This is a genomic window from Polaromonas aquatica (assembly GCF_050626995.1).
GTDB classification, from domain to species: Bacteria; Pseudomonadota; Gammaproteobacteria; order Burkholderiales; family Burkholderiaceae_C; genus Polaromonas; species Polaromonas aquatica_A.
Genome location: NZ_CP192467.1, coordinates 3,842,010 through 3,867,610, shown reverse-complemented (window position 1 = coordinate 3,867,610; position 25,601 = coordinate 3,842,010). Strand labels below are relative to the sequence as shown.

Sequence of the window (25,601 nt, the reverse complement as noted above, 5' to 3'; positions counted from 1 at the left end):
ATCGTTCTCCTCAAGCTTTACGCAGGGTGGAAGCTGCATCCTTGATCGCCGCCTTGATGCGCGGGTAGGTGCCGCAGCGGCAGATGTTGCCACTCATCGCCGCGTCAATGTCCGCGTCGCTCGGGTTCTTGTTGCCCGTGAGCAATGCCGCCGCACTCATCAGCTGGCCCGACTGGCAGTACCCGCATTGCGGTACGTCATGCTTGATCCACGCCACCTGCAGCGGGTGCGTGTTGTTGCGTGAAAGGCTTTCAATCGTCGCCACCTTCTGGCCGGCAGCTGCAGACAGAGGCGTCTGACACGACCGCACCGGCTTGCCATTGAGGTGCACGGTGCACGCGCCGCACAACGCAGCGCCGCAACCAAACTTCGTGCCGGTCATGCCCAGCTCATCGCGTATCACCCACAAGAGAGGGGTGTCAGGTTCAGCGTTGACGGAAACGGCCTTGCCGTTCACGTTGAGTTTTGTTGTCATGTGGGGTCCCCTTTTTAGTCACTGCTTTGGTCGCTGCTTTACTCGTTGTAATAGCAGAATCTGGCAGGCCCCCAAGCGTCAGCTACTACCCGAAGGCCTTGTGCAGGTCATGCTACGACTGGGCATTGGGAGGTATCTGGGTAGAAACCCGTGGCTGAAACAAAGTCTCAACACTTTTTCTCAAGATGAGACATTGCCGATTAGTTCATTTGACTCCACTACTTAGAGGAGGCCCCTTTTCCTTGCGTCTCTTGTTGAATGCCGTCGACACCTGACCGGTTGGCGACATTGAATGTCATCAGGCGTTGGGCACTGCAAGACAGTCTGACGGCGCGCAGACCGTGTCAAAGCGTCATCTGCTTGTCTATTGGCCAGCGTTTGTACGAGAACGACAGTGGCTCTTTGTCTTTGTACCAAACTTCAAATTTGTCTTTCTCGGGTGTCAACAGCCTGATCTCAATCTGGCGTGACCGTTTTGCGTCGCTTGCTGCGCGAGTGTCGAAGGAGAACCCATTGCTGGTGCAGGTGCGAGCAATAACCTTCCACTGGGGGCCAATGATCTTGCCGATATCAACAACACTATTAAGAACTATGCGGTTTTTCACTTCACCGCCCGCAACGCCATCCGTCCAGCTGACCAGCAACCAATGGGAATGATTTGGGCACCTATGAACGTCTGTGTGCCATTTGTCATTTTGAGCTTGCGAAGCAGCAGAAGACGCAATGAGCAATAGCGATCCGATAGTCTTGTAAATTTTCATCCCTTAAGCCCTCTAATGCGTTGAACGAACGATTGTTGCTATCTACCGTCTGCTGCCACCGAAATTCACCCGTGAAGCTGACGAAAAGCAGACTATGCCCTATTGGCCCTAGCCCGCCAACCGATCCCGAATCTGCTGCAGCGCCGCCGGGTCGTCTATGGTCGTCACATCTCCCGGATCCCTGCCCGCGAATGACCCATCGACTTGATGGTCCCTGGAATCGGACTGCTGATTCTGCGATCCGGCCGTTCCACGCTTCTGTCCATAAAATCAACCTATGCCCCGTCAATTGTTCTTCCGCCACATACCTGTCCTTCTGCTGGCGATTCTGCTGGCGGAATTTGCCCTCCATTGGTGGCCCTGGGAGGAAATCAACGCGATGCGCACAGGCAATCGCTCATGGGGATCGCACGGTTGGGCGGCAGTCCAGTTGCATGGTTTACACCTTCGCTTTCTTGCGGTATTGGCTGTTTGCTTTGGGATCGCCCTGCATGTCATCCGGGTAGTCACGCCGCCAGATGCCCAGGCATCCCAGCATTTCACGCCGGTCTTGATGCTGGCCATTGGCAGCTATGTTTTGGCGCAGGCACTGTGGCTGATGCCCATCAACGACTACAGATTGGGCGTCAAACTCCTTCCATACAAGCTAATGGTGGCGCTGGTCTTCAAGGTCTGCGCGGTCATATCCTCTACCAGGTGTTGCGCCGCAGTCCGGAGCCGAGTCCTCACCCGCAATGGGCCAACACCGTCCCGGCCGAAGAGACAGCAAAACCAGAGGCTTTGCCCGCGCAACACACATTCCGAACCACGATTGCCGTCGCCTTAGTCATGTATCTGCTGTTTCCGCTATGGGACGTCATTCAATTGTTGGGGATAAGCTGGCAGGTCACCTTCAGGGTACCCGCAGGAGCCGCGCAAGCGTTGAAATTCGCCGTATCAATGCTCCTCGCCATCATGGCCCTCAGGGCGGGAATCGCCAGCGGCATATTTCGCCCGCAACCCGACTCCCGTCAGGCAAAGTATTCTTATCGGCTGCTGGTGGTTTTTCTCATCTTGGCACCTGTTGCCATGATTCTTTCCGCCATTCCCTATGGCGGCGGCTATGCTCCGGCCGAGCTCAAGTTGTTGATCAGCGCGGCGCAGTTACTGGGTTTGTGGGCTCTGTACGCCATGCTCAACAAGGACACAGCTCGAATGCCATCAAATATTCAATGATGAAAGTTCAAGCCTGCGGGATCAGGCAATAGCCACCCGATCCCGAATCTGCTGCAGCGCCGCAGGGTCATCCATCGTCGTCAAATCCCCCGGGTCCCGGCCCTCACACACCGCCTGAATCGCGCGGCGCAGCATCTTGCCGCTGCGGGTCTTGGGCAGGGCTGAGACAAAGTGCACGCGCGATGGGCGGGCGACGGCGCCCAGGTCGCCATCCACGCGTTTCATGATCTCGCCTTCCAGCTTCATGGCTGCCGCCTTGTCGGTCAGGACGCTCGAATCCTTGGGCACAGCAAACGCCATGGCAACCTGGCCTTTGAGCTGGTCCGCCACGCCGATCACCGCCACCTCCGCAACGCCGGCATGGCCTGAAATGCTTTCTTCGATCTCGCGCGTGCCCAGGCGGTGGCCGGCCACGTTGATCACGTCGTCGGTGCGGCCGAGGATGAAGTAGTAACCGTCTTCGTCGCGAATGCTCCAGTCGAAGGTGCTGTAGACCATCTTGCCGGGAACGCTCTTCCAGTAGGTGTTGACGAAGCGGGCGTCATCCTTCCAGATGGTTTGCATAAAGCCGGGCGGCGTTGGGCCTTCGATAACGACCACGCCTTTTTCATTAGGCTGGGTCAGTTCTTCGCCGGTGGATTCGTGCAGGATCTTGACCTTGTAGCCGTACATGGGCACGCCGGGGCTGCCGAACTTGCTGGGCTTCTTTTCGACGCCGTTGGCGATGGTGATGATGGGCCAGCCGGATTCAGTCTGCCAGTAGTTGTCGATGATAGGCACGTTCAAGCCTTCGCTGATCCAGCGTGCAGTAGGTTCATCGAGCGGCTCGCCGGCCAGAAAGAAGGCGCGCAGGCTGGAGAGGTCGTGTTTTTTCAGCAGAGCCGGATCCTGCTTTTTGAGCACACGCACGGCCGTGGGTGCGCTGAACATACCCGTGACCTTGTATTTCTCGACCAGGCTCCACCAGATGGCGCCGTTGGGCTGCTGGTCCATGCCCTGCGTGGGCAGGCCCTCATACATGATGGTCGCCATGCCGGCGATCAGCGGGCCGTAGATGATGTAGCTGTGGCCGACGACCCAGCCGATGTCGCTGGTCGAAAAATAGGTTTCGCCGGCGCGGCCGTCAAAGATGTGTTTCATGCTGGCGGCCAGCGCTACGGCGTAGCCGCCGGTGTCGCGCTGCACGCCCTTGGGTTTGCCGGTGGTGCCGCTGGTGTAGATGGTGTAGCTGATGGCGGCGGAGTCCAGCCACACGCAATGCACCAGCGCGTGCATGTACTTGGCGCGCAAGGTCTCCCAATGCAAATCGCGCCCGGCCACGATGGGCATGGGCGCCAAGCCCCGGTCAACCAACAGCACGGCTTCGGGCTGGTGTTTGGCCAGGCGGATGGCTTCGTCGAGCAAGGGCTTGTACGCCACCACCTTGCCGCCACGCGAACCGGCGTCGGCACTGATGATGACGCGGGGCATGGCGTCGTCAATGCGTGAAGCAAGCGAGCCGCTGGCAAAGCCGCCAAACACCACGCAGTGGATGGCGCCTATGCGTGCGCAGGCCAGCATGGCAAAGGCGGCCTCGGCAATCATGGGCATGTAGATCAGCACGCGGTCGCCCTTGACGACACCCATGGCCAGCAGGCTGGCGGCCATGCGCTGCACTTCGGCGTGCAGCTCGGTGAAGGTGTAGGTTTTTTCAATACCGGTTTCGCTGGAGACGTAAATCAGCGCGGGCTGGTCTGGCCGGTCTTTCAGGTGCCGGTCTACCGCGTTGTGGCACAAGTTTGTCTGCCCGCCCTCAAACCACTGGGCAAACGGCGGTTTGTCGTCATTGCAGACGCGGGTGAAAGGCTTGTGCCAGTCGATCAGTTTGGCTTGCTCGGTCCAGAATGCGTCGGGATTGTCGATGGATTGGCGATAGAAGTCTGCGTAGCTTGTCATGTCTCATCTCCGTTTTTACTTTTTTTAGGCCGTGCTCAGATTTTGACAACAATGCGGCCGCGCACCTTGCCCGACATCAAGTCGGTGGCTTTTTCTGCCGCTTTCTCCATCGGAATCTCTTCCACCATGGCCTCGAGCTTCGCAGCGTCCAGGTCTTTTGCCAACCGGTCCCAGGCCTGCTGGCGTTTGGCCAGCGGCGCCATCACGCTGTCGATGCTCGCCAGGGTCACGCCGCGCAGGATAAACGGCATCACTGTCGCGGGAAAATCAGCGCCCTGCGCCAGCCCGCAGGCTGTGACCACGCCGCCGTAACGCGTTTGCGCGCAGGCATTGGTCAGCGTGTGCGAACCAACGGCATCCACCACGCCCGCCCATCGTTCTTTTTGCAGCGGCTTGCCTGGGGCAGCCAGCTCAGCCCGGTCGATCACGCTGCTGGCGCCGAGTTGCTTCAAATAGGCTTCCTCACTGGCCTTGCCGGTGGCGGCCACCACGGTATAGCCCAGCTTGCCCAGCAAGGCGACGGCCACGCTGCCCACCCCACCGGTCGCACCCGTCACCAGCACCTCGCCGTCGCCAGGCTTCACGCCATGTTGCTCCAGCGCCAGCACGCTCAGCATGGCGGTGTAGCCGGCCGTGCCAATTGCCATGGCCTGGCGGGTGGTGAAGGCTGCCGGCAGCTTCACCAGCCAGTCGCCCTGCAGGCGCGCCCGCTCGGCCATCAGGCCCCAGCGCGTTTCACCCAGGCCCCAGCCGTTGTGCACAAAGCGATCACCGGCCTTCCAGCCGGGGTGGGTCGATTCGATCACCGTGCCCGCGCCGTCAATGCCGGCCACCATGGGCCAGCTGCGCACGACCGGCCCCTTATTGGTAATGGCCAGGCCGTCTTTGTAATTGAGGGTGGAGTATTCGACCTGCGCCAGCACGTCGCCAGCAGGTAGCTGCGCCTCATCAGTGTCGGTGATGGCGGCCGAGAAACCGGCGTCTGACTTGCTCAGTTGAAGGGACTTGAACACAGTTGTCTCCGTAAATAGGGATGGCCAGCGCCGGGCCGAAAACGGGTAAAGGCAGGAAAACTGAATTCTTAATTATGGATAATGGGCTTTCAGCTGGCTGACGAGAGGTCTTTGACCTGAATTTCAGGCACCAAATCAGCCTCTAGCCCTATGATTACTTGGGTAACTAGCTATTAAATTAATAGCAAAACGGAGGGCAGCTACAGGAACTGCCCTCCTTTCAGGACACCGATCGACTGCTACCGCGGAGCCTGAAGCTGGATCAACGCCCAAACCAACAGCGCCGCAGCCACCAGCGCCGCGGCCGTTCGCACGTGGTTCCACATCGTCCAGCTGGAGGCATAGCCGCGCCAAAAATCCGCCGCTTCCGCGCTAGCAGGATCAAGCCGCGCCAGCGCGTTATTGCGCGGCACGTTGCACACCATGGTGACGCCGAAAGTGCCCAGGATATAAAACAGGCTTCCCGCCACCAGGCAAAGTGCGCCAGCGGCATGCCAATGCACCACGGCGTAGACCAGCAGCAGGGCGCACGCCAGCGCGGTGCCCATAAACAGTCCCAGGAACCCCGGGTTGATCACCACCACGTTGATCGCTTGCATGGCGGCAATGCCCGACGGCGGACTGATGCTCACCAGGGCCTTCATCACGAAGCTGGAAAACGCCAGGAAGATGCCGGCGACAAGCGCACAGCCAAGAGCTGTGAGAAAGGTCAGCGCGAACAGAAAGGTGTCGGCAGGCAGCATACGTCTCTCACTGGAGGTCGTAGGGAGCTGCCTACTGTAATGCGGCCCAAACCCTGCGGCAACCCTGCCGCGAGGAACTCAACCAGCTGGCTTTGCACGTACTGGTTTCAGCAGGTAAATGAATCGCTCACTTCAAGACGTATTGGAGAGGTACGGTTACCCACGAATCCACCGCTTGCCCCGAACGGGTTCGTGCGGGGTTGAATTTGAATTGCTTCACGGCTGTAACCGCGGCCGCGTCCAGCCTTTCAAAGCCTGAACTTTTGTGAAGCTGCACCTCGCCCGCGTCACCGCTGGCCAGCACCCGCACCCGCAACATCACGCTGCCCTCTTCCCCAAGACGCTTGGAGAGTGACGGGTATACAGGGCCGGGCGAGCTTGCCGGGCTCGCGAACTGCACCACTTCATCCGCGGACGCGCAGCCCGCGACAAGCGTCAAAAGAACAAGCCAAAGTACGCGCATGGCGTGACCGGGCTGCAAGCCGGCCCATTTCATTTGACCAAGCCCAGCACATCCTTGAAGGCCTCATGCTCAGCCGTGCGCAGCCACTCAAACGCCACCATCTCGGTGGTCACCAGTTCCGCGCCATTGCCGGCCAGGCGGTCAAAGGCGGCATCGCGGTTGCGCTCGCTGCGTGAACTGCAGGCGTCGGTCACGACCCAGACCTCAAACTCTTCTTCCAGCAAATCCAGTGCGGTCTGCATCAGGCAGACATGGGCTTCGCAGCCGGCGATGACGATGGTGCTTCTGCCCTCTTCCGGCTCGGGCGCCGCTTTTTGCAAATGTTTGGGCAGGCTGCGGGCGTTGCCGCCTGCCGGTGCCTTGCGCACGGGAGGGCGCAGCAGGTCGCCCAGGCCGTCGGCCACAGCGCTGAAAAACATCTTGTCCATCGTCTTGCCGCCAGCGGCCTGGATGGCGGCGTGTATCTCGGGCACCGTGGCACCCAGGCTGTCCGGATTTTCTTCCGTGCCCCATACCGGTACATCCAGCAGTTTGGCGATACGGGCGAGCTTCACGGCGTTGGCCATGACCAGGTTGCCCTCAAATATGGAGGGCATCAGTCGGGTCTGGTAGTCGACCAGCACAAGTTGGGAGTCGTCGGCGTCAAGCAGCATCTGGGGTCCTGGGATTCTGGGAGAGTTCCAGAAAAGTTCTGGGGAAGATCAGGCCGGGCTGCGTTGCAGGCGCTCCACCAGGCCGATCACATAAGCATCGAACAGCAGCGTGGCGTCCTGCCCGAACATGCGGATACGACCGGTATGTTGGAGAAGCAGCAAGCCCATGCCATGCGCGAACAAAGCCGTATTTTCGCGCAATGCGTCTTCGGCGTTCAAACCCATGGCCCGCAAGGCGGTTTCACAGGGCCGCAAGGCGTCGTGAAGGCGGTCATTGAGCCGCTGGTTCAGCTCGGTGCCCAGCCCGCGCGGGCGCATGCCCTGCATGAGATAAAAACCCAGATCCAGGTCGCGCGGATTGGTTGAAAAAGCCCCGAACCAGGCGCTGGCCTTGGCTTCCAGCACCTCGGCCGGACCGGCGCGCTCATCCCCCGCAGACGCCACCACGCCATTAAGACGCTCCAGGCACTCGGCAAGCAAGGCGCCGTAAATGGCTTCCTTGTTTTCAAAATAGGAATAGATGGCCCCAGCGGTGTAGCCTGCTTCTTTGGCGATCTCACGGATGCTCGCACCGTCAATGCCCAGGCGCTCAAAGACCGACCGCGCGGCGTCCAGCATCAGTGTCCGGCGTAAATCACTCTGGGCTTGCTGGCGGTCGATTCGGGTTTGCATCGCCTGAATATAGGCGTGAAAACCGCTCGTCCAGCATGCCGTTTCCGGTGAAAATTAACACTTGTTCTAAAAATTGAACGCTGTTTAAATTTTCTGGATGGCGCCTGAAAACGCACCGCGAATGTTCCACCCTTCGTTACCGCACAGGCCAAACCGGGCCGGTGGGCCTGATCCGCTATTCATTTGATAGCTTCTCGCGCCCGTTTACAAAGGGCCAGGGGCCAATTTCATTTCAGGCCAGCCTTGGTTCTTATTCAGGCTCGATCCCCGCAGCCTTGATGATCTTTCCCCATTTCAGCGTTTCCGCCGCCTGGAACTTGCGCAGCTCTTCCGGGTTGCTGGTGAATATCTCGATACCGCTGGCCTGGTAAAACGGCGCAGCCGAAGGGCTGCGGGCCGCCTTGACCAGCATATCGCTGAGCTTTGCCGCCACGTCGGCGGGCGTGCCGGCCGGTGCGTACGCAGCAAACCAGTACGTCATTTCATATCCCTTGACGCCGGCCTCGTCGATGGTCGGTACCTCGGGCGCCAGCGGTGAACGCTGTCGGGTGGACACACCCAGCGCCTTGAGCTTGCCGGCTTTGACCTGCGGCAGGCCGGTCGCCATGTCGGTGATCATCATGTCGATCTGGCCGCCCAGCAGATCCGTCACCGCGGGCGGGTTGCTTTTGTACGGAATGTTCAGGATATAGGTGCCCGTCATCTGCTTGAACTGCTCACCCGCTACCCGGCTGGACGAACTGCCGCTGCCGAAAGACAGCTTGCCGGGTTTCGATTTGGCCAAGGCGATGAACTCGGCCACGCTGTTGACCGGCAAGGCGGGGTTGACCACCATGATCTGGCCGCCGCGGCCCAGCGCGGTCAGCGGCGCGAAGTCCTTGACTGGGTCGTAAGGCAGTTTTTTGAACAGGTGCTCGTTGGCCGACTGAGTGGTGTTGGTGGTGATGAACACGGTGTAGCCGTCAGGCTTCGCCTTGGCGGCCGCCTGGGCACCAATGAAGCTGTTGGCGCCGGGCTTGTTGTCGACCACCACGCTGACCTTGGTGTCGTTGGTCACGGCCTGGCCGAGGGCACGCGCCAGTTGATCAGTTGCGCTGCCGGCCGCAAACGGCACGACAAAGGTGATGGGCTTTTCAGGAAAGCCCTGTGCTTGTGCCGCGACTGGCACGGCGAAGGGTGCGATGGCCCACAGCGCGGACATGCCGAGCAGGACAGGCCGGATGCGGCTATGGATGGATTTTCCGATGGGGTTTTTCATGTTTGTCTCCTGATGTTGTGATGTGCGTAGGCGTCGACGTGGTGGGCCCCGTCTGATATTTTGATAAATGCCGTTTCCCTTAAAAAGTTGGCTCCCTCCCGGCGAGCAGGCCCGCCAGCGCCGCAGGAACCTCGATAGGTAAATCCAGCAGCCAGAAAGAAAGCGACTTGCCGTGCGTGTCGAGATTGAGCGCGTCGTTCACACCACCATCCAGCACGTCGTCGAGCACAAAGTTCATTGCGCCCAGCAGGGGCAGCTCAAACCGCTGCACACGGGCAGGCTTGCGGTGGGCGAAGTGGCGCGCCACAGCGGCTTCGCTCAGCTGCTCCAGAAGAACGGGATATAGCGCCGCGTGCCAGGCAATGACGCTGATGTTGGACCGGTTGCCCTTGTCGCCCGTCCGGCCGTGCGCGGCGCGGTACAGCGGCACCGTGATCATGGCCTGACTCATGCGGCCTCCGCTACGGTATTGGGTACGGCGGCATCGAGCATCCTGAACGATGCCTTCACAGCTTCGCGCGGCACCAGGCAAGACAAGGTATTGAGTCTTGGTGTCAGTGCCGTGCGTACCCCGCCGCCGCCGGCCGGGCCGCAGCAGTACAACGCGGTGACCTCGCGCGCCAGCCGCTCGGCTTCGGCGCGGTCGGTATGCGTGGCCGCCACGCGCAGGCGTACGTCGCGCACATCGCCGGCAGGGCTTGCAGCCAGCAGGCTGCCGGCGTCGTCGCCCATGACGCTGAGCGCACCGATCAGGTCTACCCGCAGCACCAGGGCCGGCAGGCGCCGGCGCAGCACATCCGCGGCCAGGCGGGCGCGGGCCTCCGCGCGCGGGCCGGCGTAGGAAATTTCACCCTCGACAAGCCAGCCGCCCTCGTGACAGAGATTGACCTTCAGGCTGGGTGGCCGGGCATGGCCGCACACCCCGCCCAGCGCCACACGGTTGGGTCCAAGTTGTTCAAGCTGCGCAGTGCTGATGTCCGCCACCACATCGGGCGTGAGGTAAGCGGCCGGGTCATGCACCTCGTACAGCAATTGCTCCTTGACGCTGGCAAGGTTCACCAGCCCGCCGGTGCCGGCGGCCTTGCCGATGATGCAGTTGCCGTCAGCGCTGATTTCGGCAATCGGGTAGCCGACGGCGTGCAGGTCGGGAACATCCTTGTAGCCCGGGTCCGCAAAATAGCCGCCGCAGACTTGCGCGCCGCATTCCAGCAAATGGCCGGCCATGGTGGCGCGCGCCAGCCGGTCCCAGTCGTCGGCACGCCAGCCGAAGTGCGACATCGCGGGCCCGACAGCCAGCGACGGATCGGCCACGCGCCCAGCCACCACGATTTGCGCGCCGGCGTCCAGCGCGGCTGCAATGGCTTCAGCGCCAATGTAGGCATTGGCGCTGACCATGCGAATGCCGTCCATCGCGCTGCCCAGCTGGGTGCGCAGAAGTTCACGGTGCGGTTCACCTGAAAGATCGTCACCCTCGATCACGGCAATACGGGGTTCGGGCAAACCCAGCTCGCGGGCCATGGCCTGGATATGCCGCGCCGCGCCCGTCGGGTTGGCCGCACCGAAGTTGCTGACGATGCGGATGTGATGCTGCAGGCAGCGCGCCAGCACCGGTCGCAGCATGTCGTCCAGCAGCGGCTCGAAGCCCGCGTGAGGGTTGGCGCGGCGGCGAAGCTGCGCCAGCGCCAGCGTGCGTTCGGCCAGCGTCTCGAAGATCAGGAAGGCCGGTCCGCCCCGGGCGATCAGCGTGTCCACCACGGGGCCGGCCGCATCCACACGGTCACCCGAGAATCCGGCCGCGCAGCCGATCAGAAGACTGGCAGGCGGTTTGACGGTGTCAGTGGCAGCAGCCGTGGCAGTAACAGCGGTAGGGATCATCATGGCCAAGCATTGGATGCCACAAATTTAAGCCCTTGCCTTTTATTTGTAAAATGCAAAATTCCTATTGATTGACTTGAAAATCAGATTAATGGCGGCCTCCACTACCATCGCCAAAAATATGCCCCGCCCGCCTGCACGCAGCCCCAACCTGTCGACGCGCCAATTGCGGGCTTTCCTGGCGCTGGTCGAGCTGGGCAGCTTCACCCGGGCCGCTGCCGCCAGCCACCTGTCGCAGCCGGCCTTCAGCGCGCTGATCCAGGCACTGGAGGCTGAGCTCAATACCCGGCTGTTTGACCGTGACACGCGCAGTGTGCAGTTGACAGCGGAGGGACGGTTGTTTGAAACGCCGGCACGGCAGTTGCTGGGTGACTTCAGCGCCGCGGTCAGGGAGTTGGGCGATCACGTCGAGCGCCGCAAGGGGCGGGTGCATGTTGCCGCCCTGCCCTCGCTCGCGGCGGGCTGGTTGCCTGCCGTCTTTGCGGAGTTCAGGCAAGCCTGGCCCGGCATCGACCTGAACCTCAGCGATTTGTTATCGGACGCCTGTATTGAACTGGTGCGCAGCGGCAAGGCCGACTTCGCGCTCGCCTCGACAGGCGCCACGCAAGCGGGACTGACCACGCAGTTGCTGTGCACAGACCGTTTTCACCTGGTCTGCCGCAAGGACCATCCGCTGGCCGCAGAGAAAGTGCTGACGCTGAAAAAATTGGCGGCGTATCCGTTTATCCACATGTCGCGCAACAGCAGCGTGCGCCAGGCACTCGACGCTGCGCTGCACCCGCTCCAAACCCATACGGTGCTGGAAGTGGATCAGCTGGCGACAGTGACCGGGATGGTCGAAGCAGGCATTGGCATCAGCGTGGTGCCGGCGCTGACGCTTTTTCACTTTGAGCGGGACAACCTGGTGACGCGACCGCTGGCCATCGCCAGCCTTTCACGAAAGATTTATGCGGTGCGCCGGCAGGAAGGCAGCCTGTCCGTGGCTGCACAGGCATTGCATGACCTGGTCATGGACCGCATGAAAACCGGGCAATCCGGGCTGCAGCCAAAGCGCCGCAAACCCGGGAAGCGCCAGGAGCCCTTGGGCCCACAACGTTAGAGCGAGCCCAGGTCCTGGACGGCATCCACCACCATGCTGGTGCCCAGGGCAATCAGCAGGATGTCGGTGGCAACGCGCACATACTTGTGGCCCGAGGGCGGTGGGCCAAGCCGCACCACCACCGATGATGGCACCGGGTAATACACCACATCCGCAGGCAGCGGTTGTCCGACGGCGTATTTTTTGGCCTGGCCCGGAGGCATGCACCCGTTGTTCTTCTTGGCCAGGCCAGGAGGGCAATGGCCGGACTTGAATTGCTTGCCGTAATAGTCCTGAAGCACCACACGCTGCTCGGGAACAAAATAGCCGCCAACCTTGACGTCTTCGTGTTTCTTGCCTTTGGCTTTCTTTGCTTTTTTGTCTTTTTTGTCGCCGTGATCGCCAAGGTCTGACTGCTCTACCTGCGCGTGTTTGCCGCCTTTATCCTTGTTCTTGCCGCCGCCGGCCCATTCAGGTTTTTCGGCAAAGCTCGCAGAGCACATCAGTGCGCCGGCCATTAACAGGGCCAGGCTGCGGCTGGACAGGCGCAAACCTGTTTTCTGGGTATTTGTTGTCATCGTGGTTCTCCGGTAAGTTTCAGTTCAGGGCTCGCCAGCACAGGCAGCAAGTGCAGCGCCCTTCTTCAACGGCAACCTGCGGCTATCGTTGACAGGACTTGTATCTGCCGCATGGATCTTTTCGGTGCATCGACACATTCGGGCCCGTGCTTCGCAAGCTGGGCCATTGTGGCGGCAAACCTGGTGTGCAAATGTAAGGAAACAAGCTGTTTCAATGTCATGCCTTGTCACGCATTTTGAGGCGCAGGTGTTTGACGCCAACCTTTAGCATCCACACGCATGACAACCAACGCTGTCGCATCGGGGAATCTTGTTGCTACATTTTTGATAGCTGTTTGCGCCCATTCCATTTGGCCTATGGGCATTTAAAGCTTCAAGGCATACGAGCTCAAACCGTCGCTACTTTTGTTGAGGCTCGGCAAATTTGAGCAGGCGTGTCGCCAGCAGCGTTTCAGCGAGGAAGCAGATCAGCGCGAGAAGAAAACACACCACACCCGACAGAAAGCAGATGGTGGCGATGCGCAAAATCGGCAAATCGCTGGTTTCGCCCAGGAAGAGCAGGATGATGGTGGTGCCGATGAGGATGGCGCAAAACGTCAGCAATGCGATGCAGATGTTGACCAGCCAGCCGCGTTGGCGCAGTTCGCGAAGTTCGGCATACATGCGGTGGGCACGCGCTTCTTCCACACCACCAGTTTCCAGCCGGTTCTCAAGGAAGCGCGCGCGGTCAATGATTCGGGCCAGTCGCCCGGCGACGGCTGCGATCATGCCCGACACGGCGGTGAGCAAAAACACCGGCGCTACCGCCAGCTGGATGCCATGGGTGACGGTCGCAAGGTCGGGTGCAAAGTTCATGCGGATCGTCTCCAGCTGCAGGTTGAGATGGCCTGCATTTTGTCACGCCATGCCCGGGCCTTTGCCAGGCATGGCCGCGCAGGCCTTTCAAGGCTGGCGCAGTTTGAACGGTTCGTCGTAGCGCAACTGGCAGTTCTCGCAGAAAAAACTGCGGCGGTTCGTTTTACCGAGATAGGCCTTGATGAAAGGAATGGCGCAGCGCGGGCACGTCTTTTTGGTGTGTGCCAGCCAATGCTGCCTGAGCACAAAGGCCTTTTTCCATTCCAGGAAATCAAAGCTGTACTGCCGTGCCTGTTCGACCAGGGCCCGCAGCTTGGGCGCAGGCAAGGCGCCCACGGTCGACAGCGGGTGCACACGGATGCGGAACAGCACCTCGTTCTTGATGATGTTTCCAACACCGGAGAAAACCATCTGATCCAGCAATGCATCGCACACGAGAGTGTCCGGCATGGCGCGCAACTTTTTGCGGGCCGCCACAGGATTCCACGCGTCAGACAAGACGTCTGCGCTCCAGTCGTACGAAGCGTCCAGCGGCCCTTCCACGAAACGCACCGAGCAGGTGTAGAAGTTCAGCTCTTCGCCACCGGCGAATCCCAGGCTGAGCCGCGGGACAGCGCCGTCCTTGCCTTCATTGATCCGGTAAGTACCAAACATCAGCAAATGGATGCGAACGGAAAAGCCCCTGAACTCAAGCAGGAAGTGCTTGCCCCAGCTGCGTACCGCCACGATGCGCTGGCCCGCCAGGCGCGCGATGTCAATGCTGCTGTTGCCGCTCGCGCGCAGCACAGTCCTGCCGGCAAAGCGGGAAGCCTCCTCCCTGAGTATCTGGATCGACGGTCCTTCGGGCATAAAAGAGCTTCTCTTCCGCCTGAACACGGCAGGCGGTCTTGGAATTTTGTGTGGGCGCCACGCCGGTCGATGTGGGCCAAAACCGGCTGCACCTGACGGTGCCGGCACGCCTGCACGTGGGATTGCCCTACAGCAATGTCATCGCTGTCCGACAGCTTGCGGCATGTCGTCGCTTCCACAATGAATCTCAAAGCGCCGGCCGCGCACACCGCAATCCGCCCTCGGTGACTGTCATCGCAGCACTGCGCAGAACCATTTTCCAATCAAAGGATTCCCATGCTTCCTAACAACGAGGGACAGCGCGTCCCTGACGTCACCTTCAAGACACGCCAGAACGACCACTGGGTCGATGTGAATACCAAGGACCTGTTTGCAGGGAAGAACGTCGTGGTGTTCTCATTGCCCGGCGCCTATACGCCCACCTGCTCTTCCACCCATTTGCCGCGCTTCAACGCGCTAGCCAACACCTTCAAGGCCAACGGCATTGACGACGTGATCTGCATTTCAGTCAACGATGCTTTTGTGATGGACGAATGGGGCAAGGCGCAGGAGTGCGGCAACATCACGCTGATCCCGGACGGCAATGGCGACTTCACACGAGGCATGGGCATGCTGGTCGACAAGAGCGATCTCGGCTTCGGCAAGCGCTCCTGGCGTTACTCCATGCTGGTGCGGGATGGGGTGATCGAAAAGATGTTCATTGAGCCTGAAAAGGAAGGCGACCCATTTGAGGTGTCGGACGCCGACACCATGCTCAAGTACATCGCACCCGATGCAGTAGCGCCGGAACCCGTCACCATCTTCACCAAGCCCGGCTGTCCGTTTTGCGCCAGGGCCAAGGCCATGCTGGATGAAGCCGGCCTCAGCTACGAGGAGATCACCCTGGGCCGGGGCATCACCACCAGCACGCTGCAGGCAGTGTCAGGTGCAGGAACGGCGCCGCAAGTGTTTGCAGGCGGTAAAAAAATCGGCGGATCGGAAGACCTGCAAGCCTGGCTCAAAGAGTCCCAGCCAGACCCGCAACCGCGACAGTTTCTCAGCTAGGCCTGTTAACACTACGTTGCGGGCCCTGGCCGGGCAGCAGCGCTTTTTCCCCTGCGCCGGGCGCGCCAGCTGACCACCGCTTCGCAGGCATCAAAGTGCTTGAGCAGGTTCTGCTTTTGCCGCTCGAGCAGGCGGCTTTCGGCAATCATCCGCGGCCATGACTCGCACGCCAGGCCCACTGCCTCATTCAGCACACCCCGTACGCGCGTTTCAAACATCCCTGTAGCGTTGCAAAAGCTGCGCAGGGTCTTGGCGCCCAGCCGGGCCTGTTTTTCACCGCCAGGCACAAAGCGCAGCGCATGGCCGCGCCCACCCAGGTAGGCCGCGTAGGCCACCACGTCGTAAGCTGGCGATAGCTCTGGCGTGCGACCGTCCGGATACACCACCCCGAAGTTTTTGACGTGCGCGTCATAGTTGCCCAGCATTTCATTGACCATCACGCGGCGGATCAGTTCTTCTGCGGCGCCCTCACCTGCGCGCACGTCCAGGCTCATGCCTTCGCGCAAGGTCCGGGCCATGGCGGCGTAGGTCGCTGCGGGATGGGTGTATTTTTCTTCCGGCTGGATGCGCAGGATCTGCGCAAAGTCTTCGCAATGAATGTGTCCTTCAGGCCCGCGGTCAAATCGTTTGACGGCCAGGAAATGCCGGCTTTCACCGAGCACAAAGGGCTGCTCTGCGACGATCTCGTCCATGGGCGCCAGCCATGCCTCACAGACATTCACGCCGGCAGTCCGCGCCAGCCGCAGGGAAAGTTCTTCCACTTCAGGCAGCAGGGAAAATTCAGCCGTGGGCAGCTTGGCAATGATGTGGGTGCCCTGCGCATCCCGGGTGCGCGCCACATAGCGGCCCGGTTGCTGCACCAGCGCCAGCTTGGGCTGCACGCCTGACAGCGATGTCGCGTCGGGCAAGGGATCGGCCGTGACCGACATCTCCAGCGCATCGTTGTGCTGCGTCACCACCCCGGCCAGCGCATCGGAACCAAGGTGCGCGGGATAGGCATACACATTGCCCGGCAAATCTGTACCGCAGGCGGCCAGCATGTCGAAATGATCGTTCGGCCCGCAGCCGCGCAGCTGCTCCAGGTGGCGGCGCAGCGGCCCTTCCGGCAGCAGGTTCTGGAAGAACGCCGGCAGGCGCCCGCCTTCGGCATTGAAGAACGGTGTGTTCACATAACTGCGCCAGAAAACCTCCCGGCGCTGCGGGTCGTCGTCAGTGGCGGCCCAGGAGAAAACAGGTGAATCCGGGCTGGACCAGAAAGCTTCGTCGGGAATGAAACGTGTGAGCGCGGTGCTGCCAGTGCCGTACTGGAACAACAGGCCGGCGCGCTGGGAGCCGATATGGATGTCAAGTGCGAGGACGTTCATATTGAACCCTCACGCGCCTAGCCGGCCCTGGGGGGTTTTCCACCCGATGCTGCTGCCGAGAGCGCCGAAGTCTGGGCAACAATTCGGTCTACCCGCGACAACGCCGGCGCTGGACTTTCGGCGGCTTGCGCTTGCAGCCCAGCAGCCACCACCTTGGGCAGCAGCAGCACTTCCAGTCCGAGCTGGTCGGCAATAGCCATCAGCGTGGTGATGCGCGGCGCCGTCTTGCCCTGCAGCGCGCTGCGCACCGACAAAGGCGTCAGGCCCGTACTTTCGGCAATGGCCTGGTAATCCAGCCCTTGGCGCTGGCGCTCACCTTCCAGGCGTGCCGCAACTTCAGACAATGTTTTCATAGATGGAAAAGTATCGTTTTCTTAAGAAACGATAGTATTTTATCCATTTATACAATTAAATGAAATAGAAAACTATCTATTCAAATAAAAACGATAGTTAAATATCGAAAAATAATCGACCTGAACCTGCAAAGGTGATCCCACCGTAGAGTTTCCCTAGCCAAACTTGCGGGCAGCATCCAGCGCCAGCCCGGCGCCAATGCTGCCGAAACGGTCGCCTTCCACACTGCGTGCCTGCGGCAATAGCGCTGAAATCTGCTCACGCAGCAAAGGCACACCGCTGGAGCCGCCGGTGAAAAAGACAGTGTCAAGGTCACCGACCTTGATGCCGGCCTCCTGGAGCAGCGCCATCACAGTGCGCGCTACCGTGTCCACGAGTTCGCTGATGGCGTTGTCGAAATCGGGCCGGTGCAAGGTGAGCGTCTCGCCGGGAGCAATGCGACCGAGATCCATGGCGGTTTCGGACGTCCCGGACAAAGCGATCTTGGCCGCCTCGACCTGCATCGCCAGCCAGTGCCCTGCCCGTTCGCGCACCAGGTTCTGCAGGCGGTCCAGTTTGTATTTGTCAGCCGCATCGCGCCGGATCTCGCTGATCTGCGACCACGACTTGCGGCTGTAGGCCTGGTTGATGGTGTGCCAGGTCGCCAGGTTGAAATACTGGGCCGAAGGCACCTGCAACCCGCTTTGAAGCAGGCTGCCCAAGCCCAGCGTCGGCATCACGCTGGCCAGGCTCAGGTATTTATCAAAGTCCGTGCCGCCAATATGCACGCCGCCGCTGGCCAAAATATCATCGCGCCGGTCGGCCTTGCGCGCCCGTTCGGGCGAAAGGCGCACCAGCGCGAAGTCCGAGGTGCCGCCCCCGATGTCCACCACCAGCACGAGTTCTTCGCGGGTGATCTGTGACTCGTAGTCAAACGCCGCCGCAATCGGCTCATACTGGAAGGCAATGTCTTTGAGGCCGACCGCATGGGCGATCTCGGCCAGGGTGTTCTCAGCTCTCCTGTCAGCCGCAGCGTCGTCGTCGACAAAAAACACGGGACGGCCCAACACGGCCTGGCTGAACGGCTGGTCAGCGGCTTTCTCAGCTCGGCGCTTGAGCTCGCCGATGAATTGTGCCAATAGATCGCGAAAAGGAAGCGCGCGGCCGGCGACTTCGGTGTGGTCGTCGATCATGGACGTGCCCAACAGGCTTTTGAGCGAGCGCATCAGCCGCCCTTCATAGCCCGCCAGGTAGTCGGCCAGCGCCGCCCGGCCATAACTGACGTGCTCGTCCTCGGCATGAAAAAACACCACCGAGGGCAGCGTGGTTTTATCCCCCTCAAGAGGCAGCAATACCGGAAGCCCCGGCCGACTCCAGCCTGCCGTGGAATTGGAAGTGCCGAAGTCGATCCCGCAGGCGCGGGGTGCCTTCACCGCCCTGCCGGCTTGGCGAAGCCGTTGTCGGCCCAGGCCACGGCGCTGGCGCGGTTGAGCTTGAAGGAAGGCGCCACGCGCACCTGCGCCAGTTGTTCGCCGGTCTCGTCACTGGCGCTGAGCAGGCCGTGCGGGTTGTCTTCGTCCGGAACAATATCGAGCGACACCGTGACGCGTCCGGCATTGGCCGTCACAGTGATGCTTTGGTGCAGCGTGGCATGCAGCTGCTGCTCATGCCTGCGCACAAACTCGGAGGCGGTTTTGACCAGCGTGCTGAAGGCCGGGCCATCCAGCGGCTTGGGATTTTTCTTGTCGCGCCCCATGGTCCAGGGACCTACCAGCGCAGGCTCGGGCTCGCCGTCCTTGATCATCGCGACAGCCCAGCCATCGTCGTCTTCGTTTTTGATGACCTTGGCCGTCCAGCCGTCACCGCACCAAAGCCTGGGTTCCTGGATGGGCGTGTCGTTGTGGGATTCTTCGGCCAGGCCGGCCGGCGGGGTACGGGAGTCAGTCAAAACGCGGTCACTCGGGTGGGGGCGCCCCGGCGGCGGCCGGGGGCAAATTCAGGTCACGCACCGCCTTCAGACAACATCAAACAACACGGCGCGCAGGGGGAGCGGATTTTACAACCCTCCCCCGAACCGCTCACAGCCCAAGGTCGCTGAGGCTGGGGTGATCATCAGGGCGGCGCCCCAGCGGCCAGTGGAACTTGCGGTCGGCGGCCTTGATGGGCAAGTCATTGATGCTGGCGTGACGCACGGCCATGAGGCCGTTCTCGTCGAACTCCCAGTTTTCATTGCCATAAGAGCGGAACCAGTTGCCCGCATCGTCATGCCACTCGTAGGCAAAACGTACGGCAATGCGGTTGCCGCCAAAAGCCCAGAGCTCCTTGATGAGGCGGTAGTCGAGCTCGCGCACCCACTTGCGCGACAGCAGCCCGGCGATTTCCTCGCGCCCCATGACGAACTCGGCGCGGTTGCGCCATTTGCTTTGCGGGGTGTAGGCCATCGAAACACGCTGGGGTTCACGCGTATTCCAGCCGTCTTCGGCGGCACGGACTTTCTGCACGGCGGTTTCATGGGTGAAAGGCGGAAGGGGTGGCCGGGTTTCCATGAGGTGTCCTTTGAACAGGTGAGGGGGATTAAAGGTGGACTGAAGCCCGGTAGACAAGTCCGTCTACATGCCGAAATTCTGGCACAAGTAGACAGATCTGTCTACGACACTCTAAAATTGCACCCCATGGACCTTGCAGCCCCCTCCCCGCGCGAACGCATCCTGCTCACCGCGCACGACCTTTTCTATCGTGACGGCCTGCGCGCCACTGGTATCGACCGCATCATTGCCGAGTCAGGCGTGGCCAAACTGACTTTCTACCGCTGCTTTCCCAGCAAGGACGAGTTGATCCGCACCTTCCTCGACTACCGCCATGAACGATGGATGGCGTGGTTTGTCGACGCGCTGGGGCGCAATGGCGCAGTGGCGGGCGGCGGCCTGGCGCCGTTGGTGCCTGCGCTGGGCGAATGGTTTGCCGACCCGCTGTTTCGAGGTTGCGCCTTCATCAACGCCATGGCCGAGGTGGGCACTGCACTGCCGGGTGTGGCCGGGATGGTGCAAGGCCACAAGCAGGACATGCAACAGGTGATTGCCGGTTTGTTGCCGGCGGGCGCGCGCCAGCAGGCTATTGCCAGTGCAGCAGCGGTGGCGGTAGACGGCGCGATCGTGCGGGCGCAAATGGAAGGCAGCGAAGCCGCCTTGGCCGGGCTCAGGCTTCTGCTGGATGCGCTGGAGGAGCCAAAGACACCGAAGGCGCCAAGGACGCCTTAAGTCTTGGCAGGCAACCCGGGCTTTTTGCCGGGGCGCGGTGGGGGTGCGCCGCCGGGGCGCGCAATTGTGTTCACAGCTTTCACGGCTTGCACAGCTTTCACTGCCGGGCGTTTGCCTGACGTGACCCACTCGTCGTAAAAATCTATCTTGCTGTTGAGCAGTGCCAGCGCTTGCTGCCACTCGGCAATCATGTTCTTGACCTGCTCGCGGTGCGCCGACAGCAGCGCCTGGCGTTTGCCCAGCGTACCGCTGCCCTGTTTGACGAGTTCGGTGTACTCACGCATTTCGGCAATCGACATGCCGGTGCGGCGCAAGCGGTCCATTAAATCCAGCCAGCTGATATGCAGCTCGCCGTAAACGCGGCGGCGGCCGCTGTCGCGTGCCACGCCGGGAATCAGCCCCTGCGCCTCATACCAGCGAATGGTGTGCACACTGCGCCCCGTGCGCGCCGCGAGTTGCCCGATCAGGAAGTTTTCAGCCATGCATGACTGTATGAAGTTGCGGCTCAGGCTGCAAGCGGCGCCGAAGGAGCCTCCAGCGCCGCGATCACCAGCGCGGTGTCCAGGTACTCCATCAGCTCCTTCATCTGCCCGCCCTCCATGCGAAAGACATAGCAGTAGCGGTTGTTGTAGGCCTTGCCGGCTTTGGTTGTGACCCGCCCATCAAACTCCACGACAACCCTGTCGCCGTCGGCCATGATGCGGCGCGTGGTGCTGATGTAGGGGGTGGCGAACTGCGCATAAAGGGGACGCAGCAGTTCGCTGATGACTGCCTGCTTGCCGCTGTACGTGCGCGACCATGGCGTGTCCCCAGGGATGGTCCAGCAAAAATCATCGGCCATGGCCTCTACAAACGGTTTTCCATTGCCTTTGTCCAGCTCAGCCATGATGTGCTGCATGCGCTGGCGGTTGGCGGCGGTGACGTCGGTGGGGAATGTTGCGCTCATCATGAAACTCCTTGAAGGCTCTTCCGCAGGGTCTGCGAAGCGGGTACGAAGCGGGGATAAAGGCCGGCAGCATTGCGCAGCCCTGAAGGAATTGGAAAGCCTTGAGTGCACTCAAGGTCAAGTCCCCGCGGGCAAAACAGTCGAAAATTCATGATGAAATTGATCATCAGCCCAATAAAAATGGGCGCTAGCAGCTATGTTTTTGATAGCAAACCTACAATAGCGCATGAACCCCAAAAAGCCTGCAACGAGTGAATGGGTCAGCAAAATGCTGGCGGTGCTGAAAACCGGCAACACACCGGCAGCGCTGGCGCAGATCAAGGCGACCACCAGCAGCAAGGACTTGCAGCAATTGCGCGCCGCGCTGGAAAAAGCGCAGCTTCTCAAACAGCTCAAGCCTGTCGACATTGCGATTGCCGACCAGTTGCAGGCGCTGGCCTCGCCGCGGCTGAGCCGCTCGCCCTGAATGCTTCAGGTCCGTTGCCGCTCAGGCGGGACGGATTTCGAACTGCGCATCGCCCATGTAGCGGTTGGGTCCGAGCGCGGCCGTCACGGCAGCCAGCTCGGCCGCCTGCCACTGGTTGAAGATTTCCAGCTCGTCGCTTGACAGGACATCTTCGGCCGGCGATTCGCCGTATGTCACGACCAGTTTCATGTAGGCCGCGTAAACCGGCCAGACCAGGCTCTCGTCGCCCAGTTCGGTCTCCAGCGCCGTCCTGAAGCGTTGCTCGGCGGCTTGCAACTCTTCTGCAGAGGCGTCTTCATAGGCGTAAAGCCTGAGGCGGTAGCTCACGGTTATTTCTCTCAAGGCAAACGGGACAAGGATCAGGGCGTTTGCGGCTTTGCCGGTGCAGGCATGCCTTGCGTCAGTTCGATGCGGCGCCGCAGCTTTGCCACTTCCTGCGCGTCGCCGGCCTGCTCTGCCCGGCGCAGCTGCACACCCAGCCAGGCGAGCAACGGCCGGCGCCAGCCTTGTGCCGACGCCGTATCGATGGCCTGGGTGATCACCGCCGGGCTGGCGTTGCCGGCTTGCAGCATCACGCCAGCAGCCACCAGTTTCGACAAAGGATCGGCAATGCCAGCGACAGCAGCAGCGTCGCCAGCCGCGGCGCGGCGCTGCGCTTCGGGCAATAGCGCGATGCCCTGCGGCTGTATCTGACCCTTCAGGTAATCAGCGTAGGCGCGCTGGGCGTCGGTGGCGTCTTCACGCAATTTCTCAAAGCCGGTACAGGGCTCATCGAGCACCAGGCTGGCAATTCGGGTGGCGCAGTGCAGCAGCTCGGCGGTCGCCAGCAGGTCGGCCCGGCCAGAGCGTGTGAGCTGCACGCGGGCACGCCCGAGCTCAGCCATCTCGACGCGGCTGTTGCCTTCCATGTAGGCGGCCACAGAACGATCCATCGAGCCTTTGGCTTCGAGCTGCCAGTCCGGCGGCTGCGGGCCGCCGGCACAGGCGGCCAGCAACAAGGCCGAAGCCAGCGCGGCAGCATAGGCAAAGGTAGTCTTCATGGCAGCTTCATCTCCGCATCGCGTGCGTCTTTGGCAAAAGGCCATTTGCGGCTGATCTCGTTGATGAGGCCTTCGACCTTGCGCAGGCTGGCTTCCACATCGGCACGCAGCGCGCCCAGGTCGTCAGTGGCATCCTTGGCGTTGCGCGTGACGGACTGGGCGTCCTGCAGCAGCGCATCCACTTTCTTGAGGCTCGTGCGCGCCTCGCCCAGCATGGCGTTGAGCTGAACCACCGTCGCACGCGTCTCGGGCATCAGGCCTGTGTCGCCAAAGACCTGGGTATCGGTCTTGGCGGCCAGCCCGTCGAGTTTGGTGAGCAGCGAGTTGGTGCGCTCCAACGTGGCGGCGAATTTTTTGGCTTCGGCTTCACTGCCCAGCAGCACCGTGAGCGCGCCGCCCGGGCCGTTAAGCCGCTCAGTCAGCGTCTGCAGATTGGCCAGGCTCGCGCCAACCGCGCCGCCGCTGCCGGTGAGCGTGTTGAGGTTTTCGATCAGGTCCTTGGCGGCGGCAATGACCTTGGGCACTTCGCCTGCTGCGTCGCCCAGCAGCACGGTGCGCTCAGCGCCGTCGGGCAGCGGCGGGTCGTTCAGCAAGCCGGTGTAGGCGCGGATGTTGGTGCCGCCGACCAGGCCCCGCACCAGTGTGAAGACGCTGCTGGTGCGCAGCCAGTGGGCATCCTTGGCGGCCACATCAACCAGAATGCGGGCCTTGCCGTCATTGGCCAGCTCGATACGCTTGACGCGGCCTATCGGAAAACCTGAAAACGTCAGGTCCATGCCGACCACAACACCCTCGGAATCGTCGGCAATCAGCACCAGGCGCTGGGTGGACTCGAACGCGCCGCGCGCATACATCACATACAGCGCCGAGCCACACACCAGCAGCAGCATGAAGAGCAGCAGGAGCCGGGCCTTGAACTCCAGGCTGGCGATTTCCGCCGGCGAAGACTCCGCCTCGCGCGCCGGCTGCAGCGGGTCCGGCCTGCCGTGGTCCGGGGATGAAGGGTCGTGGGGTGCACTCATGGTTTGTTTTGGTATTGTTTTTGGTATTTTGTTGAGGCGGTCAATAGTAGTTGCCGACCAGCGAAGCCACTTCAATCAGCAAAATCACGGCGAACATGCGTACCAGGCCGCGCATTTCCGCGCTGGTGCGCACACTGGCTTCGCCCATGCCGTAAAGCGCCGAGGCCATGGGAATCAGCGACACGGCGAGGCAAAAGAACAGGGTTTTGAGCACAAAGATCAGCGTGACGGAAGGGCTGAACACCTGGCCGAAAAGCCGGGTGTAGGCCGCCACGCCCGACAGGGAAAAGCCATATGTCGCCATATAGGCCACCACCAGCGCCACCACGCAGCTGAGCGCCGCCAGCGTGATGCCGGAGAACATGCCAGCCACCACGCGCGGCAGCACTTCGCGCCGCACCGGCTCGATGCCGCGCTGGCGCATCTCGTCAAGTTGACCGCTGGCCTGCATGGCGGTGAGTTCGGCGCCGTCGGGGATGGTGCAGCGCAGCGCCACAAAAAGCGCCGCCGTCAGCGGAATAAGTTCAAGCACCAGCACGCGGATCACGACCTGCAATGCGTACTGCGACAAACCATAGCTCAGCGCAGTCACCAGCACGATGCGCGTGAGCACCACGGTGACCAGCGCGCACAGCAGGGTAAAGCCCAGCAGGATTGGCGCCGTGTTGATGTAGATGTGACGCGCCAGCACTGTGCGGCTTTGCGGGCTGTAGCTGGAAGGCGAAAGGGTCAGCACCAGGATGATCGCGCCCAGATTCACCAGGCGCCACCACTCGATCAGCCAGTGCTGGGCGGTGCGGCCTGTTTGCGAGAGGCGGCCTTGCCAGATTGATGCCGTTGAAGCCATTGGGCCATGATACCCGCGGGCTATTGCTGTCGCTGTAGGATGGCAGGCGTTTTGCCCGGCGTAGCAGGCTCCGACCCGCGATCACCGCCACCCTTCTTTCTTCATTCATCACTGCTCAACCATGGCCCTTGACACCTGGACCGCTTATTTCCTTGCTTCCATCCTGATCGCGATTTCACCCGGCTCGGGCGCGGTGCTGGCCATGAGCCATGGCCTGAGCTACGGCATGCAGCGCACGCGCGCCACCATTGCAGGCCTGCAGATCGGACTGGTCGTGATCTTGCTGGTGGCCGGGGCCGGTGTGGGTTCACTGCTGGTGGCGTCCGAGCTGGCCTTCAGCATCGTGAAAATCCTGGGCGCGCTTTACCTGATCTATATCGGCTGGTCGCAATGGCGCTCGCCCATCGGCGTCGCGGCGCAAGGCACCGGCGCGGCGGCCGATGCGGGCAGCATTTCAGCGCGCAAGCGCTTCCTGACCGGACTGCTGACCAACGTGACCAATCCCAAAGGCATCCTCTTCATGGTGGCGGTGCTGCCGCAGTTCATCAGTCCTGCGCGGCCACTGTGGCCGCAGTTGCTGGTGATGGCGCTCACGACCGTGGCGGTCGACACCGTGGTGATGCACGGCTATGCCTTTGCCGCCAGCCGCCTGCAAAAATTGTTCAAGAACGCGCGTGCGGTGCAGCTGCAGAACCGGCTGTTCGGCGGCATGCTGATGGCAGTGGGTGCGGGCCTGTTCTTCGTCAAACGCGGCCATGCTGCGGTCCATTAGAAGCGTAGGATGCTATCAAAATAATAGCTTCTCGTGCATATAAGTAAAGGGCTGGAGCCCTGAAGCATTCAAAAATCAGTCACAAAA

The 25,601-nt window shown here is 61.4% G+C and carries 32 protein-coding genes; 7 read left to right on the top strand and 25 right to left on the bottom strand.

The features are described from left to right. Positions 1 to 10 precede the first annotated feature (10 nt). Both ACQ4MS_RS18495 and ACQ4MS_RS18490 read right to left on the bottom strand, forming a co-directional pair. Positions 11 to 475: a (2Fe-2S)-binding protein gene (locus ACQ4MS_RS18495; RefSeq protein WP_431096078.1), complete on the bottom strand. Its 465-nt coding sequence runs from the start codon at positions 473 to 475 to the stop codon at positions 11 to 13. A gap of 344 nt (positions 476 to 819) precedes the next feature. Continuing rightward, positions 820 to 1,236 carry a hypothetical protein gene (locus ACQ4MS_RS18490; RefSeq protein WP_431096076.1) on the bottom strand — a complete coding sequence of 139 codons (417 nt, stop codon included), beginning with the start codon at positions 1,234 to 1,236 and terminating at the stop codon, positions 820 to 822. A gap of 277 nt (positions 1,237 to 1,513) precedes the next feature. Between ACQ4MS_RS18490 and ACQ4MS_RS18485 the strand changes: the two genes are divergently transcribed. Continuing rightward, positions 1,514 to 2,062, top strand: coding sequence for a hypothetical protein (locus ACQ4MS_RS18485; RefSeq protein WP_431096074.1), 549 nt, complete (start codon positions 1,514 to 1,516; stop codon positions 2,060 to 2,062). A gap of 2 nt (positions 2,063 to 2,064) precedes the next feature. Continuing rightward, positions 2,065 to 2,451: a hypothetical protein gene (locus ACQ4MS_RS18480; RefSeq protein WP_431096073.1), complete on the top strand. Its 387-nt coding sequence runs from the start codon at positions 2,065 to 2,067 to the stop codon at positions 2,449 to 2,451. A gap of 21 nt (positions 2,452 to 2,472) precedes the next feature. Here the strand turns inward: ACQ4MS_RS18480 and ACQ4MS_RS18475 are convergent, their stop codons facing one another. The 9 genes from ACQ4MS_RS18475 to ACQ4MS_RS18435 form a co-directional block, all read right to left on the bottom strand. Then, positions 2,473 to 4,386, bottom strand: a complete 1,914-nt coding sequence (locus ACQ4MS_RS18475; RefSeq protein ID WP_431096072.1) for a propionate--CoA ligase — start codon at positions 4,384 to 4,386, stop codon at positions 2,473 to 2,475. A 35-nt stretch (positions 4,387 to 4,421) separates the two neighbouring features. Then, on the bottom strand, positions 4,422 to 5,399 hold the full coding sequence (locus ACQ4MS_RS18470; RefSeq protein ID WP_431096071.1) for an MDR family oxidoreductase: 978 nt from the start codon (positions 5,397 to 5,399) through the stop codon (positions 4,422 to 4,424). A gap of 239 nt (positions 5,400 to 5,638) precedes the next feature. Beyond that, on the bottom strand, positions 5,639 to 6,142 hold the full coding sequence (locus tag ACQ4MS_RS18465; protein WP_431096070.1) for a DUF1772 domain-containing protein: 504 nt from the start codon (positions 6,140 to 6,142) through the stop codon (positions 5,639 to 5,641). A 127-nt stretch (positions 6,143 to 6,269) separates the two neighbouring features. Next, positions 6,270 to 6,638: an energy transducer TonB gene (locus tag ACQ4MS_RS18460; protein WP_431096069.1), complete on the bottom strand. Its 369-nt coding sequence runs from the start codon at positions 6,636 to 6,638 to the stop codon at positions 6,270 to 6,272. Beyond that, the gene (locus ACQ4MS_RS18455) at positions 6,635 to 7,258 is read right to left on the bottom strand and encodes an isochorismatase family protein (protein ID WP_431096068.1); all 624 of its coding nucleotides are present in this window, start codon (positions 7,256 to 7,258) and stop codon (positions 6,635 to 6,637) included. Before ACQ4MS_RS18455 ends, ACQ4MS_RS18460 begins: the two co-directional genes overlap by 4 nt. Positions 7,259 to 7,306: 48 nt before the next feature. Next, positions 7,307 to 7,930 carry a TetR/AcrR family transcriptional regulator gene (locus ACQ4MS_RS18450; RefSeq protein WP_431096067.1) on the bottom strand — a complete coding sequence of 208 codons (624 nt, stop codon included), beginning with the start codon at positions 7,928 to 7,930 and terminating at the stop codon, positions 7,307 to 7,309. A 250-nt stretch (positions 7,931 to 8,180) separates the two neighbouring features. Further along, on the bottom strand, positions 8,181 to 9,131 hold the full coding sequence (locus ACQ4MS_RS18445; RefSeq protein ID WP_431099620.1) for a Bug family tripartite tricarboxylate transporter substrate binding protein: 951 nt from the start codon (positions 9,129 to 9,131) through the stop codon (positions 8,181 to 8,183). Between the two features lie 136 nt (positions 9,132 to 9,267). After that, complete coding sequence (locus tag ACQ4MS_RS18440; protein ID WP_431096066.1) at positions 9,268 to 9,639, bottom strand: AtuA-related protein; 372 nt, start codon at positions 9,637 to 9,639, stop codon at positions 9,268 to 9,270. After that, positions 9,636 to 11,063, bottom strand: a complete 1,428-nt coding sequence (locus ACQ4MS_RS18435) for an acyclic terpene utilization AtuA family protein (protein ID WP_431099619.1) — start codon at positions 11,061 to 11,063, stop codon at positions 9,636 to 9,638. Before ACQ4MS_RS18435 ends, ACQ4MS_RS18440 begins: the two co-directional genes overlap by 4 nt. Positions 11,064 to 11,184: 121 nt before the next feature. On the opposite strand from ACQ4MS_RS18435, the gene ACQ4MS_RS18430 reads away from it, so the two are divergent. Then, complete coding sequence (locus ACQ4MS_RS18430; RefSeq protein WP_431099618.1) at positions 11,185 to 12,162, top strand: LysR family transcriptional regulator; 978 nt, start codon at positions 11,185 to 11,187, stop codon at positions 12,160 to 12,162. On the opposite strand, the gene ACQ4MS_RS18425 is transcribed toward ACQ4MS_RS18430, so the two are convergent. From ACQ4MS_RS18425 to ACQ4MS_RS18415, 3 genes are all read right to left on the bottom strand, one after another. Continuing rightward, entirely contained in the window at positions 12,159 to 12,719 is a 561-nt protein-coding gene (locus tag ACQ4MS_RS18425) for a hypothetical protein (RefSeq protein ID WP_431096065.1), read from the bottom strand. The genes ACQ4MS_RS18430 and ACQ4MS_RS18425 overlap by 4 nt on opposite strands. A 399-nt stretch (positions 12,720 to 13,118) precedes the next feature. Then, a complete protein-coding gene (locus tag ACQ4MS_RS18420) occupies positions 13,119 to 13,574 on the bottom strand; it encodes a DUF2721 domain-containing protein (RefSeq protein WP_431096064.1) in 456 nt (151 codons plus the stop codon). A gap of 87 nt (positions 13,575 to 13,661) precedes the next feature. After that, positions 13,662 to 14,423 (bottom strand): DNA-formamidopyrimidine glycosylase family protein, encoded by a 762-nt coding sequence (locus ACQ4MS_RS18415; protein ID WP_431096063.1) that lies wholly within the window; start codon positions 14,421 to 14,423, stop codon positions 13,662 to 13,664. A gap of 276 nt (positions 14,424 to 14,699) precedes the next feature. On the opposite strand from ACQ4MS_RS18415, the gene ACQ4MS_RS18410 reads away from it, so the two are divergent. Further along, positions 14,700 to 15,467 carry a glutathione peroxidase gene (locus ACQ4MS_RS18410; protein WP_431096062.1) on the top strand — a complete coding sequence of 256 codons (768 nt, stop codon included), beginning with the start codon at positions 14,700 to 14,702 and terminating at the stop codon, positions 15,465 to 15,467. 11 nt (positions 15,468 to 15,478) lie between these two features. On the opposite strand, the gene ACQ4MS_RS18405 is transcribed toward ACQ4MS_RS18410, so the two are convergent. The 5 genes from ACQ4MS_RS18405 to ACQ4MS_RS18385 all read right to left on the bottom strand — a co-directional run bounded on the left by ACQ4MS_RS18405 (position 15,479) and on the right by ACQ4MS_RS18385 (position 19,710). Beyond that, entirely contained in the window at positions 15,479 to 16,831 is a 1,353-nt protein-coding gene (locus ACQ4MS_RS18405) for a type II toxin-antitoxin system HipA family toxin (RefSeq protein ID WP_431096061.1), read from the bottom strand. Positions 16,832 to 16,848: 17 nt separating this feature from the next. Next, positions 16,849 to 17,184 carry a helix-turn-helix domain-containing protein gene (locus ACQ4MS_RS18400; RefSeq protein ID WP_431096060.1) on the bottom strand — a complete coding sequence of 112 codons (336 nt, stop codon included), beginning with the start codon at positions 17,182 to 17,184 and terminating at the stop codon, positions 16,849 to 16,851. 156 nt (positions 17,185 to 17,340) lie between these two features. Further along, on the bottom strand, positions 17,341 to 18,597 hold the full coding sequence (locus ACQ4MS_RS18395) for an Hsp70 family protein (protein WP_431096059.1): 1,257 nt from the start codon (positions 18,595 to 18,597) through the stop codon (positions 17,341 to 17,343). Further along, the gene (locus tag ACQ4MS_RS18390; RefSeq protein ID WP_431096058.1) at positions 18,594 to 19,112 is read right to left on the bottom strand and encodes a hypothetical protein; all 519 of its coding nucleotides are present in this window, start codon (positions 19,110 to 19,112) and stop codon (positions 18,594 to 18,596) included. Before ACQ4MS_RS18390 ends, ACQ4MS_RS18395 begins: the two co-directional genes overlap by 4 nt. A 130-nt stretch (positions 19,113 to 19,242) precedes the next feature. Then, positions 19,243 to 19,710, bottom strand: a complete 468-nt coding sequence (locus tag ACQ4MS_RS18385; RefSeq protein ID WP_431096057.1) for a DUF1348 family protein — start codon at positions 19,708 to 19,710, stop codon at positions 19,243 to 19,245. A 126-nt stretch (positions 19,711 to 19,836) separates the two neighbouring features. Here ACQ4MS_RS18385 and ACQ4MS_RS18380 point away from each other — a divergent pair, with 126 nt between their 5' ends. Then, positions 19,837 to 20,421, top strand: coding sequence for a TetR/AcrR family transcriptional regulator (locus ACQ4MS_RS18380; RefSeq protein ID WP_431096056.1), 585 nt, complete (start codon positions 19,837 to 19,839; stop codon positions 20,419 to 20,421). Here the strand turns inward: ACQ4MS_RS18380 and ACQ4MS_RS18375 are convergent. Continuing rightward, on the bottom strand, positions 20,418 to 20,903 hold the full coding sequence (locus tag ACQ4MS_RS18375; RefSeq protein ID WP_431096055.1) for a MerR family transcriptional regulator: 486 nt from the start codon (positions 20,901 to 20,903) through the stop codon (positions 20,418 to 20,420). The genes ACQ4MS_RS18380 and ACQ4MS_RS18375 overlap by 4 nt on opposite strands. A 23-nt stretch (positions 20,904 to 20,926) precedes the next feature. After that, a complete protein-coding gene (locus tag ACQ4MS_RS18370) occupies positions 20,927 to 21,367 on the bottom strand; it encodes a nuclear transport factor 2 family protein (protein WP_431096054.1) in 441 nt (146 codons plus the stop codon). A gap of 226 nt (positions 21,368 to 21,593) precedes the next feature. On the opposite strand from ACQ4MS_RS18370, the gene ACQ4MS_RS18365 reads away from it, so the two are divergent. Beyond that, a complete protein-coding gene (locus ACQ4MS_RS18365; protein WP_431096053.1) occupies positions 21,594 to 21,833 on the top strand; it encodes a hypothetical protein in 240 nt (79 codons plus the stop codon). A gap of 21 nt (positions 21,834 to 21,854) precedes the next feature. Here ACQ4MS_RS18365 and ACQ4MS_RS18360 read toward each other — a convergent pair whose 3' ends face one another. From ACQ4MS_RS18360 to ACQ4MS_RS18345, 4 genes are read right to left on the bottom strand one after another with little or no spacing between them, the layout of a single operon-like run. Further along, a complete protein-coding gene (locus tag ACQ4MS_RS18360; RefSeq protein ID WP_431096052.1) occupies positions 21,855 to 22,160 on the bottom strand; it encodes a hypothetical protein in 306 nt (101 codons plus the stop codon). 32 nt (positions 22,161 to 22,192) lie between these two features. Further along, the gene (locus tag ACQ4MS_RS18355; protein ID WP_431096051.1) at positions 22,193 to 22,873 is read right to left on the bottom strand and encodes a hypothetical protein; all 681 of its coding nucleotides are present in this window, start codon (positions 22,871 to 22,873) and stop codon (positions 22,193 to 22,195) included. Beyond that, positions 22,870 to 23,895, bottom strand: a complete 1,026-nt coding sequence (locus ACQ4MS_RS18350; protein ID WP_431096050.1) for an MlaD family protein — start codon at positions 23,893 to 23,895, stop codon at positions 22,870 to 22,872. Before ACQ4MS_RS18350 ends, ACQ4MS_RS18355 begins: the two co-directional genes overlap by 4 nt. Before the next feature lie 40 nt (positions 23,896 to 23,935). Next, complete coding sequence (locus tag ACQ4MS_RS18345) at positions 23,936 to 24,742, bottom strand: MlaE family ABC transporter permease (protein ID WP_431096049.1); 807 nt, start codon at positions 24,740 to 24,742, stop codon at positions 23,936 to 23,938. A gap of 121 nt (positions 24,743 to 24,863) precedes the next feature. On the opposite strand from ACQ4MS_RS18345, the gene ACQ4MS_RS18340 reads away from it, so the two are divergent. After that, the gene (locus ACQ4MS_RS18340; RefSeq protein ID WP_431096048.1) at positions 24,864 to 25,514 is read left to right on the top strand and encodes a LysE family transporter; all 651 of its coding nucleotides are present in this window, start codon (positions 24,864 to 24,866) and stop codon (positions 25,512 to 25,514) included. Positions 25,515 to 25,601 lie beyond the last annotated feature (87 nt).